The sequence below is a fragment of the Streptomyces bikiniensis genome (assembly GCF_000716625.1).
GTDB lineage: Bacteria > Actinomycetota > Actinomycetes > Streptomycetales > Streptomycetaceae > Streptomyces > Streptomyces bikiniensis.
In genome coordinates this window covers 80,894-95,439 of sequence record NZ_JNXJ01000001.1, presented here as the reverse complement: position 1 = coordinate 95,439, position 14,546 = coordinate 80,894, and the positions used below count along the sequence as shown (strand labels likewise).

General features: G+C 74.5%; 13 protein-coding genes. 5 read left to right on the top strand and 8 right to left on the bottom strand.

Going from position 1 to position 14,546, the window contains the following annotated elements:
- Positions 1-84: 84 nt before the first annotated feature.
- Positions 85-717 carry a hypothetical protein gene (locus tag OO47_RS00395; protein ID WP_234323040.1) on the bottom strand — a complete coding sequence of 211 codons (633 nt, stop codon included), beginning with the start codon at positions 715-717 and terminating at the stop codon, positions 85-87.
- A gap of 447 nt (positions 718-1,164) precedes the next feature.
- On the opposite strand from OO47_RS00395, the gene OO47_RS00390 reads away from it, so the two are divergent.
- Positions 1,165-1,380: a hypothetical protein gene (locus OO47_RS00390; protein WP_030211370.1), complete on the top strand. Its 216-nt coding sequence runs from the start codon at positions 1,165-1,167 to the stop codon at positions 1,378-1,380.
- Positions 1,381-1,489: 109 nt separating this feature from the next.
- Here OO47_RS00390 and OO47_RS00385 read toward each other — a convergent pair whose 3' ends face one another.
- Positions 1,490-2,074: a sigma-70 family RNA polymerase sigma factor gene (locus OO47_RS00385; protein WP_030211369.1), complete on the bottom strand. Its 585-nt coding sequence runs from the start codon at positions 2,072-2,074 to the stop codon at positions 1,490-1,492.
- Between the two features lie 134 nt (positions 2,075-2,208).
- On the bottom strand, positions 2,209-2,967 hold the full coding sequence (locus OO47_RS00380; protein ID WP_324606502.1) for a hypothetical protein: 759 nt from the start codon (positions 2,965-2,967) through the stop codon (positions 2,209-2,211).
- A 589-nt stretch (positions 2,968-3,556) separates the two neighbouring features.
- Between OO47_RS00380 and OO47_RS00375 the strand changes: the two genes are divergently transcribed.
- From OO47_RS00375 to OO47_RS00365, 3 genes are read left to right on the top strand one after another with little or no spacing between them, the layout of a single operon-like run.
- Positions 3,557-4,192 carry an ABC transporter ATP-binding protein gene (locus OO47_RS00375; protein WP_030211367.1) on the top strand — a complete coding sequence of 212 codons (636 nt, stop codon included), beginning with the start codon at positions 3,557-3,559 and terminating at the stop codon, positions 4,190-4,192.
- The gene (locus OO47_RS00370; protein WP_030211365.1) at positions 4,189-5,058 is read left to right on the top strand and encodes a metal ABC transporter permease; all 870 of its coding nucleotides are present in this window, start codon (positions 4,189-4,191) and stop codon (positions 5,056-5,058) included. The genes OO47_RS00375 and OO47_RS00370 overlap by 4 nt, the downstream gene beginning before the upstream one ends.
- The gene (locus OO47_RS00365; RefSeq protein WP_030211364.1) at positions 5,016-5,864 is read left to right on the top strand and encodes a metal ABC transporter solute-binding protein, Zn/Mn family; all 849 of its coding nucleotides are present in this window, start codon (positions 5,016-5,018) and stop codon (positions 5,862-5,864) included. Before OO47_RS00370 ends, OO47_RS00365 begins: the two co-directional genes overlap by 43 nt.
- A 221-nt stretch (positions 5,865-6,085) precedes the next feature.
- On the opposite strand, the gene OO47_RS00360 is transcribed toward OO47_RS00365, so the two are convergent.
- Together OO47_RS00360 and OO47_RS00355 are read right to left on the bottom strand one after the other, a co-directional pair.
- A complete protein-coding gene (locus tag OO47_RS00360; protein ID WP_051715762.1) occupies positions 6,086-7,771 on the bottom strand; it encodes a class I adenylate-forming enzyme family protein in 1,686 nt (561 codons plus the stop codon).
- Entirely contained in the window at positions 7,768-9,561 is a 1,794-nt protein-coding gene (locus OO47_RS00355) for a CoA transferase (RefSeq protein WP_030211360.1), read from the bottom strand. The genes OO47_RS00360 and OO47_RS00355 overlap by 4 nt, the downstream gene beginning before the upstream one ends.
- 146 nt (positions 9,562-9,707) lie before the next feature.
- On the opposite strand from OO47_RS00355, the gene OO47_RS00350 reads away from it, so the two are divergent.
- Entirely contained in the window at positions 9,708-10,913 is a 1,206-nt protein-coding gene (locus OO47_RS00350) for an acyl-CoA dehydrogenase family protein (RefSeq protein WP_106969310.1), read from the top strand.
- Here OO47_RS00350 and OO47_RS00345 read toward each other — a convergent pair.
- The 3 genes from OO47_RS00345 to OO47_RS00335 form a co-directional block, all read right to left on the bottom strand.
- Positions 10,900-11,979, bottom strand: coding sequence for a hypothetical protein (locus OO47_RS00345; protein WP_030211358.1), 1,080 nt, complete (start codon positions 11,977-11,979; stop codon positions 10,900-10,902). The genes OO47_RS00350 and OO47_RS00345 overlap by 14 nt on opposite strands.
- Positions 11,976-13,175, bottom strand: a complete 1,200-nt coding sequence (locus OO47_RS00340; protein WP_051715759.1) for an MFS transporter — start codon at positions 13,173-13,175, stop codon at positions 11,976-11,978. Before OO47_RS00340 ends, OO47_RS00345 begins: the two co-directional genes overlap by 4 nt.
- A gap of 229 nt (positions 13,176-13,404) precedes the next feature.
- Complete coding sequence (locus OO47_RS00335) at positions 13,405-14,034, bottom strand: DJ-1/PfpI family protein (protein ID WP_030211353.1); 630 nt, start codon at positions 14,032-14,034, stop codon at positions 13,405-13,407.
- Between the last annotated feature and the right edge of the window lie 512 nt (positions 14,035-14,546).

The window sequence follows — 14,546 nt, the reverse complement described above, 5'->3', positions numbered from 1 at the left end:
CTCCATGGGGACGTACGGAAACCGGGCCGGGCGCGCGAGGCGCCGTCGGCACGGGGAAGACCGCCGGTCGGGGCGGGGTGGTGATCAGGCGTACGTCACCGGGGGCGGGCCGCGCCGGGGGCGGGTGCGGGCGAGCAGCACACCGTGCGAGGGGGGAAGGGGGCGGTCGGGCCTCCCGGTCGGCAGCTTCGGTGGAACCGGCACCGCCGCGGGCACGAGGGCGCGCGGCAGCGGGCTCAGGAGCAGCCGGGACAGACGTGCCAGGAGGCGTTCGCCGTGGATCAGGCACACCGAGGCGCCGAGCGCCGCGAGCGTGTGGGCCGGCGTCATCCCGGCGTCCATGGAGTGTCCCGGGGCCACGGAACCGGTCGGCATCTCAGCGTGCCCGGCGTGGCTCGTGTGCTCCATGTGCGCCATGTGCCCGCCGCCGGACTCCGCGGTGTGCCCGCCGTGCCCGCCGGTCATCGCGTGGAACACGAGATGCAGGACGCTCTGGACGAGACCGAGCGTGAGAGCGGTCGCCGCGAAGCGGTGACGGCGCAGCGCCGACACCGCCCCGCACAGGACCGCCAGCACGACGAAGATCCCCGCGAGCCCCGTCGCGCCGGGCAGTCGCCCGCCCGCCGCCGCATGCCCGGCGGCGCCGAGCAACAGGCATGCGAAGGCCCCGAGCAGACCCGCCCGGGTCCGCCTCAGCCAGTTCCCGGGTCCGCGCACGGCCACAAGGTAGCCCGCCCGGGCAGGGCCCGTGACGCCGCTTCCCGGCTCCCCCGCGACGTCTCCCGCACACGCACCGTCAGCTTCGCGCACGACCAACGGAGTTGCACCGCACGACCGGTGCCGACGCCTGCCCGTCCCCGTCCGAGTGAGGTGCCTCACCACAACGACCAACGGGACAAACAGGTGGGAAGTCCCGCCCCCTCACACCCTCGGCGACCGGGCGGAACGGCCGCCCCGCCGGAAGGGTCGTACGAAAGCGGTGTCCGGTTTCCGGCGGATGGCCGGAATCGGGGGCATCGGGAGCACAGGGCCGGTCCTCGTGCTCCCAGGCGGCTCTCCGGACGGGCGTGCGTGTCGCTCGGCCGGGCAGGACTCCTCCGTCCGTGAGGACGGGGCGGCATCGTGCGGCCCTGGTACGGATGTGATCGAGAAAGGCGTGTGGTGATGGCTGACATCGGTTCTCTGGAGCCCCTGGCGACGTTCTGCGGAAAGTGCGACTGCGGCTGCCCCCAGCTCTTCGTGGACGAGAGCGCGCCCCCGGAGCGCCGGGTGGTGATCACCGACGACTTCGGACAGAAGGTGGAGATGAGCGCGGACCAGTTCGCCTCGCTCGTCGAGGAGGCGAAGGAAGGCAGGCTGGACGCGGTGGCGTCGGCCTGAGGACCGCCCCGCTCGCGGTCGCTCACGTCCGGCCCGCGGCTCCCGGTCGTTTCCGTCCGCCGGGGACGGCGGACGGAAACGACCGGGAGCGCCCGGGGACCGGTCGGCCTCAGGCGGCCACGGGCATCCCTTCGGGGTGCTTCACCGACTGTGCCAGCGCCGCCCGCGCGCGGGAGACCCGTGACCGGACCGTGCCGATGGGGCAGTGGGCGGCCCGTGCGGCCTCGTCGTAGGAGAGGTCGAGCACCTGTGTGAGGACGAACGCCTCCCGCCGGTCCTCGGGCAACGCGCCGATCAGGGTCCGCAGCAGCACGCCCTCGTCGAAACCGGGCAGGTCCGTCGGTTGTGTCCGCTCGACGACGTCCTGCCAGTCGGCGACGTCGGAGACACGTGGGCGGGACGTCTTGTAGCGGATGCTGTCGATCACCGCGCGCCGTGCGATGGAGAGCAGCCACAGCCGCGCCGGCGCCCTCCCTTCGTAGCGGTGCAGGCTGGTGAGGGCGCGCAGAAACGTCTCCTGGGTCAGGTCCTCGGCCGCCTGGGCGTCGTCGGCGAGCCGGCCGACGTACCGCCGCACATCGCTCTGGACCCCGCGGACGAAGCGGTCGACGGCGTCGGCGTCGCCGCGGGAGGCGGCGAGGGCCCAGGCGGTGAGGTCGTCGTCCGTGACGTCTTCGGACAGGACAGGGCTCATCGTGGGATCGGGTCCTTCCGTGTTCCGGGCACGACGGCACGCGTCCGTCGGCTGCCCGTGAGGGGGTGGGCCCCGTGCGGGGGCACGGGGGTGCTCCCGGACGGCGTACGGCCGCGGTCCGGGTTCTTCCGCCGTCAGACGACAGCGGCTCCCACCGGAGGACCCCGGGTGATGAGCGCGTGGACGAGCAGCCGCAGCCGGGTCGGCCGCACAGGCTGGTCGAGGGAGGGCGTCCTCGGCGGTTCCCACGTCGGAGCGGGCATCGCCAGCAGGAGCGCGAAGGGGACGAGGACACGGTCCGTGGCCGCGCGCAGGATACGGAAGAGGGCGCGCTCGCCGTGGGCGAGCCAGAGCCCGCACAGCAGGGCCGCGGCGGCGTGCGCGGCGAGCATGCCCCACGAGGCGGTACCGGTCATCGCGGCCATGTCGTGGCCGCCGCCTCCGTGCCCCCCGCCGTGCCCCGTGTGTTGAAGGGCGACTATCGCGGACGAACCGTCGCTCAACGGCGGCATCTTGAGGTTCCGGATCAGACCGGCGTCCTCGGCCACGTCGTAGGCGCGCGCCGCGGCGGCCAGGTCACTGTGCGACCCGCACAGGAGGTAGTCGGCCCAGCGTCGCGCCAGCGCGGACTCCGCGCCGGATGTCCCCGCCGGGGACGAGGACAGTGCCTGGGCCAGGGTGAAGGCCCCGTGCAGGCCCGCCTGGACAGCGAGGGTGAGCGCCACCACCGCCACGCGGCCGCGCTCCCTGCCCGCGGCCGCCCAGCCGGCACCGCCGACGGCCGCGAGGGAGAGGACGAGAACGTGCCACGGCAGGGACTCGCCGGACATGAGCACGTGACCGACGGACGCGAGCACCACGCACACCACCGCGAACATCGCGGCGCGCGCCACGCGCAAGCTCCCCCCGACCGTCATGGCACGCATCCTGACAGCTCGTACCCGGTGCTCACAGACCGGGGCCGGATCCGCACCGCGGAAGACCGCGTTCCAGGTGTCGGCGGACCAGAAGGGACGAACACGGTGGTCATTCGGCCGGACAGGATCGCGTCCGCCACGAGGGACCTGCCGGCCGCATCCCCTCCGTGAAGCGGGATGTGGCGAAACACGCGGCCGACAGGCCCGGAACGGTCCACGCTCGGGAAGGCGAATTCCCACGTGGTCCGGCGGCGTCATCCTGGCACGGGAATCCCCTCGGAACGCCTGCCACGCGAGGCGGATCCCACGTGAGGATCGTCCCTGTGCTCCTCGGTAACCCGGACGGCACCGGCACCGGCTCCTTCCGGCGGAACCGCCCCGGCCCCGGCCCTCCGACGCGCCCGCGCGCCCGCCGGACCACGGCCGGCGCACCTCGGCGGAGAAATCGCGCGCGGCTCGATTCCGGCGGAACGGCGCGTCCTGGAACCAGCACCGCGCTCCATCCGACTACTCGCTGGGGGAGGAGCGAACCGGCTCCTCACACGTGCCGTCTGAAAGGTGTGGGATGGGCGGGTTGGACGTGCGGATGCACGGGGTCATGTGCAGGCACGGCCGTGTGGAGGCGGTCTCGGGGGTCGACCTCGAGATCGCCGCCGGGGACCGGGTGGCACTGACCGGGACGAACGGATCGGGCAAGACGACGCTGCTGCGCGCCGTCCTGGGTCTGCACCGGCAGGCGGGCGGATCGATCCTGGTCGGTGGCCGGGGCACCGGCACGGCGGCCGAGTGGGCGTGGCGGCGGCGCTCCTGCGCCTGGATCCCGCAGAAGCCTGCTGTCGGCCGGTTCCCCCTGCTCGGTGCCGAACTGCTCGCCAGCGGTGGTGCGCCCGCGGAGGCCGCGGAAGCGGCCGGCCGGCTCGGGGTGGGCACGCTGGTCGAACGGCCGCTGCACACCCTGTCGGGCGGGCAGCTCCAGCGCATGTACCTCGCGCGGGCGATCGGCTGTGTCGCCGCCGGAGCGCAGGTGCTGCTCGCCGACGAACCGACCGCCGCACTCGACTTCGACGGACAGGCCGAAGCCGCGGACGTCCTGGCGTCGCTGCCGGTGACCCTGGTCGTGGTCACGCACGACCGGGCGCTCGCCGACCGGTGCGACCGGGTCCTGGAGATGGCGGCGGGCCGGCTGCGGGAGGTCCGGTGAGCACCCTCGCGACCGCCGACGTCGGCGCGCTGCTCCAGCTCGTCCCGGTCCAGCGGGCCGGTCTCGCCCTGCTGTTCGCGGCCGTCGGTCTGCCCGTCATCGGCGTGATCATCGTCGGTCTGGACATCATGCCGGTCCGGTTCGCGATGATGCACGTCGCGCTGTTCGGGATCGCCGTCGGCCTCATCACGGGGCTCGACCCGATGCTGTGCGCGCTGGTGGCCTGCGCCCTGGCCGGGGCGGGCGTGGCGCCCCTGGCCCGTACGCCGGACGGACTGTCCGGGGCGATGGGACTGCTGATGAGCCTGGCCATCGCGGGGGCCCTGCTGCTCCTGGCGGTGTCCGGGGTGAACGCCTCGGGTGCGTTCGCGCTGCTGTGGGGCTCGATCCTCTCCGTCGGCACACCGGACCTGATCGTGCTCGGCGCGCTGGCCGTCGTCGTGCCGGCGCTGTTCTGGTGGCGGCGGCGGGACGTCGGCCTGCTGCTGTACGACCGGGAGCTGGCCGAGTGCTCGGGCGTCCCGGTCCGCGCCCTGACCGCCGCACTGCTGGTCCTGGTGGCCGTGGCGGTCGCCGGAGCGATCAAGCTCACCGGCGCCCTGCTCGTCGACGCGCTCACCCTGCTGCCCGCTCTCGCCGCCCGGCGGCTGGGCCGCTCACTGAAGTCGATCACCCTGTGGGCGATCGGGATCGGGGTCGCGGTGAACCTGACCGGGTTCCTGCTGGCCCTGTGGCTGGACTGGCCGCCCGGGCCCGTCCTCGTCCTGACGGCGGGGGCGGTCGTCCTCGCCGTGCACCTCATATCCGAACGGAGAACCACCTCATGGCGCGCACCGGCGTCCGCATCCCGTCCCTCCTCGCACTGAGCGCGCTCGGCCTGACCCTCGTCACCGGCTGCGGCGGCGACAAGAACGACACGTCCTCCCCCTCGTCGTCGGCCTCGGCCTCGGCCTCGGCAGGAGCGTCCTCGGCACCCGCCGACGCCGAGCAGAAGCCCGCGGTCGTGGTCACCACGACCTGGGAGGGCGCGTTCGCCAAGGCCGCCGGCGCCGACGACGTCAAGGTCATCGTCCCGCAGTCGGTGCACCACGCCCCCGACTACGACCCGAAGCCCTCCGACCTCGCCGCCGTCGCCCAGGCCGACTTCGTCCTCTACGCGCCGTTCGAGCCGTACGCCGCGAAGATCAAGGAGGCGGCCGGCTCGAAGGCGAAGCTGGTCGAGGTCAACCTCGACAACGACCCGGACAAGGTCAAGGCAGAGGTCGACAAGCTGGCCGCGCTCTTCGGCACGACGGACGCCGCGACGAAGTGGAAGACCGGATTCGACAGCGAGTACGGCAAGCTCAACAAGGACGTCCAGGCGGCCTGGCCCGGCGGCAAGAGCCCCGTCACCGTCACCCAGGTGTTCACCGGTTGGGCGGCGAAGCTCGCGGGCATCACCCCGGCCGGTACGTACGGACCGGAGGCCGTGACCCCCGCGCAGCTGGCCGAACTCTCCGGCAAGAAGCCCGCCCTGGTCCTGGACAACGCCCACATGTCGACCGGCACCGTGCTGCCCGACTCCGGCGCCAGGCAGGTGCAGATCGTCAACTACCCCGGCGACGACCTCGACCTGCTGGCCGTCTACCGCAACGCCGCGACCGAGATCAAGAAGGGGATGGGCGGATCCTGACCCCGTGACGCCGGCCCCGCCGGCACGGCCGCCTTCGGCCCGCACCGCGCGGCGGGCCCACTCGGGTGCGTTCCCTTTCGGACGCACCCGCGTGCGTTTCCCGGCCTCGGGGACCGCCTCCGAGGGTTCGTACACGCTCCGGATGTCCAGGCGTCCGCCGGCGTGGGGCGGTGGTCGGGTCGGGGCCGGTCACGCGGTGCGCGCGTGACCGGCCCTCCTGATCAGCCCGCCTGCGCGAATGGCGGCCGCTCCTCCCGGGCGACGGGGTCCGTCCCGCTCGGGGTGAGACGGTCCCGCAGCGCGGCCCGGTCGGGCTTGCCCGCCGCGGTGAGCGGCATGGCCTGGACGACCAGGAGCCGTTCGGGGTGCTTGCGGCGTTCCATGCCCCGCGCGGACAGGTGCTCGCCAAGGGATTCCAGGGTGGGGGCGTCCTCACCCCGGGGGACCACACAGGCCGCGAGGCGTTCTCCCATCACGGGGTCGGGGACCCCGACACACACCACGTCCCGGACCAACGGGTGCGAGGTGAGCTCGCGTTCGACCTCGGCCGGGCTGATGTTGGCGCCGCCCCGGATGACGATGTCCTTCAGCCGTCCGACCACGTGCAGGACGCCGTCGGCGTCGAGGAATCCGAGGTCGCCGGTGCGGACCCAGCCCTCGGGCGTGCGGTAGCGGGCGTCCAGGTCGGGTGCGCCGACGTAGCACAGCGGGGACATCGGGCCCCGGGAGATGATCTCGCCGACGGCGCCGTCGGCGAGCGCGTCGTGGGTGTCCGGGTCGGCGATCCGGATCTCGGTGACGCGGGGGTCGGGGAGGCCGGCGACGACGCCCGAGCCGTCGGTGGGCGGAACCGTGTGGGCAAGCCCGGTGTGGCAGTTGACCCCGTCGGCGGAGCCGTACAGGTTGACGACCGGGCAGCCGAACGCCTTCGCCGCGGCGGCCGCGGTGGTCTCGTCCAGCGGCGCCCCGCCGAGGACGAGGGCGGTCGGCGCCGGGAGGGGTTCGGCGTCCGCGTCGAGACGCTCCAGCATCATGCGGACCATCGTCGGCACGCCCAGGACGTGGGTGGGCCGGTGCTCGCGCAGGGCCGCGAGGGCGGCGTCCGGGGTGAAGTGGTCGAGCAGGACCAGTGTGCCGCCGTGGCGGGCGAGGGTCACCGCCGTGCCGTTGGAGCCGAACGCGGAGGCAAGAGGGACGAGGAAGAGGCAGCGGGGCGGCGTCCGGTCCGGCATGAGCGACGCGAGGAAGTTGCCCCGCCCGCCGGCCAGCGCGTTGTGCGAGTACGCGATCATCTTGGGCTCGGCCTCGGAACCGGAGGAGACCAGGATGCGGGCGGCGCTGTCCGGGTCGGGACGTGCGGGCGTGAACGCCTTCGGATCACTGCGCATCAGTCCGGCCCACGCCACCGTTCCCTCCGGCGCCTGGCCGGGACCGACGGCGACGACGTGGCGCAGGTCGGGCAGGGACCGGGTGAGGACATGGAGGTCGGCGGCGTGGTGGAAGTCGCGGTGTTCGACGGCGGCGATGACGGCCACGGCCTGAGCACGGCGCAGCAGGCATTCGGCCTCCAAGACGCCGCGGCCCACGGGGAAGGGCAGGGCGACGGCGCCGAGGGCGGCCAGGGCCAGGTCGGCGATGACGGCGTTGCGGTGGTTGGGGAGCTGCACGCCGACCACGTCGCCCTCGCGTATGCCGAGGTCTCTGAGACCGGCGGCCAGACATCGGACCTTGCGGTCGAGTGCCGTGTAGCAGAGCTTGCCCTTGGCGTCGAGGACGGCAGTGTGGTGCGGGTCGGCGATCTGGCGGGCCCTGAAGAGGCTGTAGAGGTCGAGGTCGGGGCAGGTTCCGTCGGTCGCCCAGGAGCGGCGGAGTCCGGCGGGCAGCAGGTCGTGCAGGTCGACGGTCATGCGAAGCTCCAAGGGGCCGGGACGGCGGGGGCGCCGTGCGCGTCGCGGTGGATCGCACCGCCGAAACGCGGATCGTGGTGGAGGGCGGAGAGGTCCGTGGTGACGGTGGTCGCGGCCAGACCGTGGCCGTGCAGCAGCGCCAGCGCCTCCGCGGTGGGCAGTGCGGTCAGGTCGTGGGCCGCGGCGGCCCGGGCATCGCGGTCGGCGGGCGCGATCCAGCCGTCCGCCGTGCGTAGGGGCCGGCGGAAGCCGGCCGGACGGCGAGGGTTCTCGCCCCGCCCGATCCGTGCCAGCGCGGGGGCGGTGAGGGTGTCGGCCGCTCCCAGCAACGAGGAGTCCACACGCATCCCCCTGCCGGTGCGCTCGCGCAGCAGGAGTCCCGCCAGGACGGCCTCGGCCCCGTGCAGTCCGCCGAGCACGTCGAGCAGCGTCATCAGGGACGGTGCGGGCGGTTCGCCCTCGGGCCGGACCGCCTCGCCGACGCCGGTACGGGCCTGGACCATGAAGTCGGTGCCCATGGGAGCGTCGTCGATCCGGCCCGCCCAGCCGCCGGTGTACGCGTACACGAGGGCGGGGTTGACCCTGGCCAGGTCCTCCGCGTCCAGGCCCAGTCCGGCCGCCTTGCCCGGAGCCCAGTTGTGGAGGAAGACGTCCGCGCCGGCGGCCATCTCGGTCAGCCTGCGCCGGTCGGCCGCCGCCTTGATGTCGATCTCGACGGCCTTCTTGCCGCGGTTGAGGGCGAGCCAGCGCGCCGATATGCCCGACGAGGTCGGCGGCATGCCGCGGAGCGGGTCCCCGCCCGGCGGCTCGATCCTGATCACCTCGGCGCCCAGCAGGCCCAGCAGGTGGGCGGTGAGGGGCGCCTGGATGCGCCGGCCGGCCTCCAGCACGGTGAGGCCCGTCAGCGGACCGCCGTCGGCCTCGGGTCCGACCGGCTTCGCCGTGCGCGGGGGCCGCTGGAACGCTTCGCCTCCGACCGGCAGGAACGACCAGGGCGGCGCACCGTCGGCCTCCGCGTGACGCTCCGCCAGGGTCCGCAGGGCGCACACCTCGGCCCCCGACAGGTCGGCGGCCCGGCGGATCTCCTCCAGCGGTTTCCCGCGCGTGACCTCGTGCAGCACCGGCGGGAAGGGCGCGCAGGCCGTGGCGTAGCGGAACTGGAACGGACGCCAGCCCGCCCGGATCGCGTCCGCGGGTGCCTCCAGGGCCCGCCAGAAGGCGGCCCAGGCACCGGGGTCGAGGGTCTCCAGCTCGAAGAGGACTCCCTCGGCGGAGGTGAAGGGCGGCCCCCCGGGCGCGAGTTCGGCGGCCTCTCCCTCGTCGGCCCCGGCGGCCGCCAGGTACTGGGAGACCGCGAGGAGCCCGGCCCGGTCGGCGGTCGCCTCGACGTGGCCGACCGCCGTTCCGCGGGACTGCCCGACCAGTCCCGCGAGGAGCCCCTGGACGGCGAGGACTCCGGTGGCGGTGGCGGCGTAGTCGGCGGCCAGCCCGGCCGGAAGGCCGGTCCTGCGCCCGTGCACGGCCATCACGCCGGTGGCGGCCTGGACCGTGGCCTCGTCGACGAGTCCGGTCCCGGGTGCACCCCAGTGCACGGTGGCGGACACGGATTCGAACCCCCGGCCGCCCACCGTGATCCCGTCGTCCCCGGCCCTGTCCGGCGACCCGTCCGCGCGGGCCCCGAGCAGTTCCAGGTGCGCGGCGACGACGTCGGCGATCTCCGTGGGCCCCGAGACGGTGGTGTCCATCGCGTCGAGTGGTCGTAGGGCCGCCGTGGTTGCTGGTGACGCCATGCCTCTCCTCTCCCGGCGCCCGGCGGTGGCCGGCGCCCGAGTCGTACCGAAGACGGGAACCAGGACGCCGGTGCGCCCGACCAGTTCCACAGAGAGAGTCGGACACACGTTCCCGGGAGTTCCCGGACAGCCGAGGAGGCATCGCCGTGCGGGATCCCGCATCGCTGGACGACCCCACCCGATCCGACACCGCGTCGGCCGAGTTGACCGAGCGCGTACGGCAGTTCGTCGGCTCCGTGGTGACACCGGCGGAGACGGTGCTCGACGCCGGTGGCCCGGCGGCGGCCGTCGCCCTGGCCGAAATCCACACGCGGGCACGGTCGGAGGGGCTCTGGGCGCTCCCGCTCCCGGCGGAACTGGGCGGCGGCGGGCTGCCGTTCGCCGCCTACGCACGGTTCGCAGAGGCCGAGGGGGCCAGCGATCACGGGCCGGCGGCCCTCGGCTCCGCTCCCCTGCTGGACGTCGGCATGCTGTCCCGGCACGCGACCGACCGGGTCCGCGACGCCTACCTGCGGCCCCTCGTCGCGGGCACCCTGCGAACCTGCTACGCCATGACGGAACCCGACGTCCCCGGCACCGAACCCCGGCTCACCTCGACCGCCGCCACCCGCACACCGGGCGGCGGCTGGCGGGTCAGCGGCCGCAAGTGGTTCGTCTCCGGAGCGGCCCGGGCCGACCTGGTGACCGTCCTGGCCCGGACCGGCGGCGCACCGGGCGACCGGGACGGCCTGTCACTGCTCCTCGTCCCGACCGATGCGCCGGGGTTCCGGGTGGTGCGCGAGCTCCCCGTGTTCGGCGCGGCAGGACAGTACGAGATCGAGTTCGACGGCGTCGCGGTTCCGGACGACCACCTGGTGGGCCCCGAGGGCGGCGCCCTGACCCTCGCGGGAGAGCGGCTGGCGATCGGCAGGACGCTGCGCTGCCTGCGCTGGCTCGGCCAGGCCCAGCGGGCCTTCGACCTCATGTGCGAGCGGGCCGTCACGCGCCGCGGGACGCGCGGTTCGCTGGCCGACCACCAGCTCGTCCAGCAGCACGTGTTCGACGCGCTCCTCGCCCTGCGCACCACCCGGCCGCTGGTCCACGAGGCGGCGGCCCTGGTCGCGGCCGGGCGCGATGCGCGTACGGAGGTGGGCCTGGCGAAAGTGGCCGCGGCGCGGATGCTCCAGCAGGTCGCCGACGCGGCGATCCAGGTGTTCGGAGCGGCCGGCCTGGGCCCGGACACGCCCCTGCCCGCGCTGTTCCGCGGCGGCCGGGCCGCACGCATCCTCGACGGCCCCGACGAGCTCCACGTCACCTCCGTCGCGCGCCGCGTCCTCCGCGACCGGGCGGAAGAGGCCGCTACACGCGGGTGAGGTCGACCAGACCGTTCAGGGAGGCCAGGCCGAGGGCCAGGAAGAAGTCGCCCCACACCAGTTCGTGGCGCTCGGCCAGGCCCCGGCCCGCGTCGTAGCAGCCGTCCAGCAGCATGCCCGCGGGCCGGCCGGACCCCGGTGCGGTGAGGTGCTTCGCGGCCAGGGTGCTCAGCGTGACGACTCCCCGGTACGAGCACGCGGGCGCCCAGTCCTCGGGTACGCGGGCGAGCTTGAGCAGGGCGACGGCGGTGATCGCGGCGGCCGAGGTGTCGAGGGGACCGTACGGGGCCGCGCGGTCGTTCGGGGGCACGAACGGTCCCGACAGGATGCCCTCCAGCGAGAGCAGGCGCCGGGCCGCCTCGGTCAGGCGCACGCGGTCGCGGGCGGCGACCTCGGGCAGCAACAGGGCGTCCGCCACGGCGAGGAGGAGCCAGGCGCGGCCCCGGCTCCACCCCCGCCCGGGCTCCCCGCACGGCTGCCAGCCGACGTCCCCTCCCTCGAACCGCCAGGCGGGCAGAGGTTCCCGTTCCGGTCCGAGGCACAGGTCCAGGTGCCGGTGGAGGTGGCCGGCGGCCGCCCCGGGCGCGAGCGTCGCCAGCAGGGGTACGGTCCCGGGCATCCCGTCGGCGCGGGCCTGCAACCGGGGGCCGCCGAAAGCCTCCCCCCAGGGGACGAGGCCGAGTTCGGGGTCACGGGCGGCGAGAACGGCCCGCGCGGCCCGCTCCTGAAGGACGGCTGCCTCCGGGTCGCCGTCGGCCAGGGCGGTCGGGTACCAGAAGACCAGCCCCCGGGTGACGGTGTCCGCGTCGGCCCAGGGAGCCAGGGCCGCCGTGCGCCCGGCAGCCGCGCGCCGATCGGCCGCCGATCCGCTGTACCGGGCCCGCAGCCACAGCAGCCCGGCCCAGAATCCTCCGGTCCAGGAGCCACGGCCGGTCGTCTTCCAGATCCCGTCCCGGGGGTCCGCGTACAGCGGGAACCGCTCCCCGACCTGGGCCTCGGTCGTGGTGACGCGTTCCATCACGGCGGCCATGGCCCGGTCGGCCCAGTCCCCCGCCACACCGCTCACCGGGCCGGCACCCGCCGGTCGCGGCGGAACCAGACGTACGCGACGGCCGCGGCGGCCGTGAACTCCGCGGCGACGAGCAGCCATCCCCACCCGTAGTGGCCGGTCTCCGCGAACGGCGCGAACACCGCGGGACCGACCGCGAAGCCGGCGAAGAAGCCGGCGGCGACCAAAGCGGAATCCTGCCCCGCCCTCCCCTGCTTCGCCCGCTGCATCACCAGCACCATCGACACGGCGTTCGCCGAGACCGCGAACACGCCCACCGCGACCGCCCCCGCCCACACCAGCGGGCCGACCCACCCCGCGGCGCCGATCAGCAGTGCCGCGCCGACGGCTCCGCACGCCAGGACGGCGGGCAACCGCTCCGCCCGTCCCGGCCCGGCCGCCCGGGACCAACCGATACGACCCACGATCCCCGTGACACCGAGGACCGCGACGAGGGCCGCCGCGACGGCGGGCCCGAGGCCCAGGGGCCCCGAACCGTACAGCGCGAGGTAGGTGTTGACCGACGCGATGCCCGCACCGAGGAAGAGGGAGTAGCCGCACAGCCAGGCCGTCATGCCCTCGGGGGCCCGCAGCCGGCCGGCGGGTGACGCGGGCCGCACGTCGTCGGCGGGCAGGGACCGGTACGCCCAGGCCGCGGCCAGCAGCGCGGCGCCCGCGGCGGTCCACACGGCGGCGCGCCAGCCGAGACCCGCGGCGAGTCCGGCCAGGGGAAGCCCCGCGGCGAACGCGCCCAGCTGGACGCCCGACTGTTTCATGCCCGTCACCGCGCCACGCCGTTCGGGAACCACCGTCGCCAGTACGGCCTTGTTGGTGGCCGGGTTGGCGAGCGCCTGGGGGATGCCCCCCAGGGCCACCGCACCGAGCAGCAGCCCGGCACCGGGGGCGGCGCCGATCAGCGCCAGGGCGACGGCGGAGACCACGAGCAGCAGCACCAGCGAACGTCGCGGGCCCGTCCGGTCGACGATCCGCCCCGCGACCGGGGAGAGGAAGGCGGCGGTGCCGAAACCGAGGGTCGTGGTCAGGCCGAGCACCGTCGGAGAGACGCCCGGATCGTCCACCAGCCGCGGGCCGAGCGCCCCCAGCAGGAACAGCTGGAGCATGGAGAACGCCATCGCGCAGGTGAGCAGGGCGGTGAGCCGCGCACTCCCCCGCCCGATCGGCGAGGCTCCCGCTTCCGTCCCGTGTGACGCCACAGGTCTCGTCTCCGTCTCTCGCGGTGCGGTCGGATGCTGCGAACCGGTCGCAGAGTCAGTCGTGGCGAGGGCGCTGCGGGTTCCCGACGGCTCCTGTGGCCTGCGGCACACCGGGATCGGGCGACCGGACCACACCGAACGACACGCTGCGTTCAGGACACCCGCCGGAGCGGCGCTTTGCCACGATCCGCTCGCGCGGGACCCGCGAAGGCGGCCCGGCCGACCGCACTCACTCGTGCGGGAACATCGCGAACAGCCTCTCCACGACGTCGGGGCCCGCGGACTCCCGGGTCCCCGCGTCGTACGGCGGTTGTGGCGCGTACTCCAGGAGGAGTTGCACCGCCTGGGCCGTGTCGTCCCCGGCGATCCGCCCGGCCAGGGTCAGGGCCATGTCGATCCCCGCCGAGGCTCCCGCGCCGGTCGCGTAGTGGCCGTCGACGACGACACGCTCCTTCACCGGGGTCACGCCGTACCCGGTGAGCCGGTCGAGAGCGCCCCAGTGCGTCGTCGCCCGGCGGCCGGCGAGGACTCCGGACGCGGCGAGGACCAGGGCGCCGGTGCAGACGGACGTCATCCAGTCGGCGGTCTCGTCGACGCGCCTCAACCAGGCGTGCAGGGCGCCGTCGGTCATCTGGTCCGCCTGTCCGGGGCCGCCGCCGACGACCACGACATCGGGACGGGGCGCGTCCTCCAGCCGGGCCACGGCTTCGATGGAAAGGCTGCGCAGGTCGTTACGGACGAGGCCCGGCGTTTCGGCGACGAACACGATCTCGGTGTCGGGCAGCCGGCCCAGTACGTCGTAGGGGCCGATGACGTCGATGGCCGTGAAGCCCGGGTAGAGCACGATCGCGATCTGCATGAAGCGCTCCTTCGCTGGCGCGGGCGGGTCGAGAAGGCGAGCGGATCGCCGGCGGCCGCCACGTGGCCTTCGGTTCCATCGCGCACCGCCTCGCTGCGGTGGCGGCGGAGGAGCGGACCGCGTCCCCCGCTCATTCCCCCACAGAGGGAGTCGTGGCGGTCCGGGGCCGAGTTCCCGGCAGGACACACCTGCCGCACCGAGGCCGTGGAACGCTCGCGGTGCCGGCCCGGTACGTCCGGGCCGGTGCCCTCCCGCCACTCGGGCGCTCGGCAGGAGGAAGCAGTCGGCAGACCGCGCACGCGTCGCCCGCGCGGAAGCGATCGCAGGCGCCTTCCCGGGCGCAGACCTCCTACCGCCCCCGACCCGACACGCACCGGACACCCCGCCTCCGCTTCGCGCGCCTCCTCGATCTGCGTGAGCCCGGCTTCGCCCGTACATCTCCTCTTGACGGGGTTCATACGCTCTGCCCGTTGCTGCCGCATTGATCACTCGGCGAGATTGTTCCCACGACG

Excerpts from the sequence above, each read along its gene's own strand:
- OO47_RS00365 (WP_030211364.1), top strand. The coding sequence starts at position 5,016 with ATGGCGCGCACCGGCGTCCGCATCCCGTCCCTCCTCGCACTGAGCGCG.
- OO47_RS00360 (WP_051715762.1), bottom strand. The coding sequence starts at position 7,771 with ATGACCGTCGACCTGCACGACCTGCTGCCCGCCGGACTCCGCCGCTCC.
- OO47_RS00375 (WP_030211367.1), top strand. The coding sequence starts at position 3,557 with ATGGGCGGGTTGGACGTGCGGATGCACGGGGTCATGTGCAGGCACGGC.
- OO47_RS00355 (WP_030211360.1), bottom strand. The coding sequence starts at position 9,561 with ATGGCGTCACCAGCAACCACGGCGGCCCTACGACCACTCGACGCGATG.
- OO47_RS00335 (WP_030211353.1), bottom strand. The coding sequence starts at position 14,034 with ATGCAGATCGCGATCGTGCTCTACCCGGGCTTCACGGCCATCGACGTC.
- OO47_RS00385 (WP_030211369.1), bottom strand. The coding sequence starts at position 2,074 with ATGAGCCCTGTCCTGTCCGAAGACGTCACGGACGACGACCTCACCGCC.
- OO47_RS00390 (WP_030211370.1), top strand. The coding sequence starts at position 1,165 with ATGGCTGACATCGGTTCTCTGGAGCCCCTGGCGACGTTCTGCGGAAAG.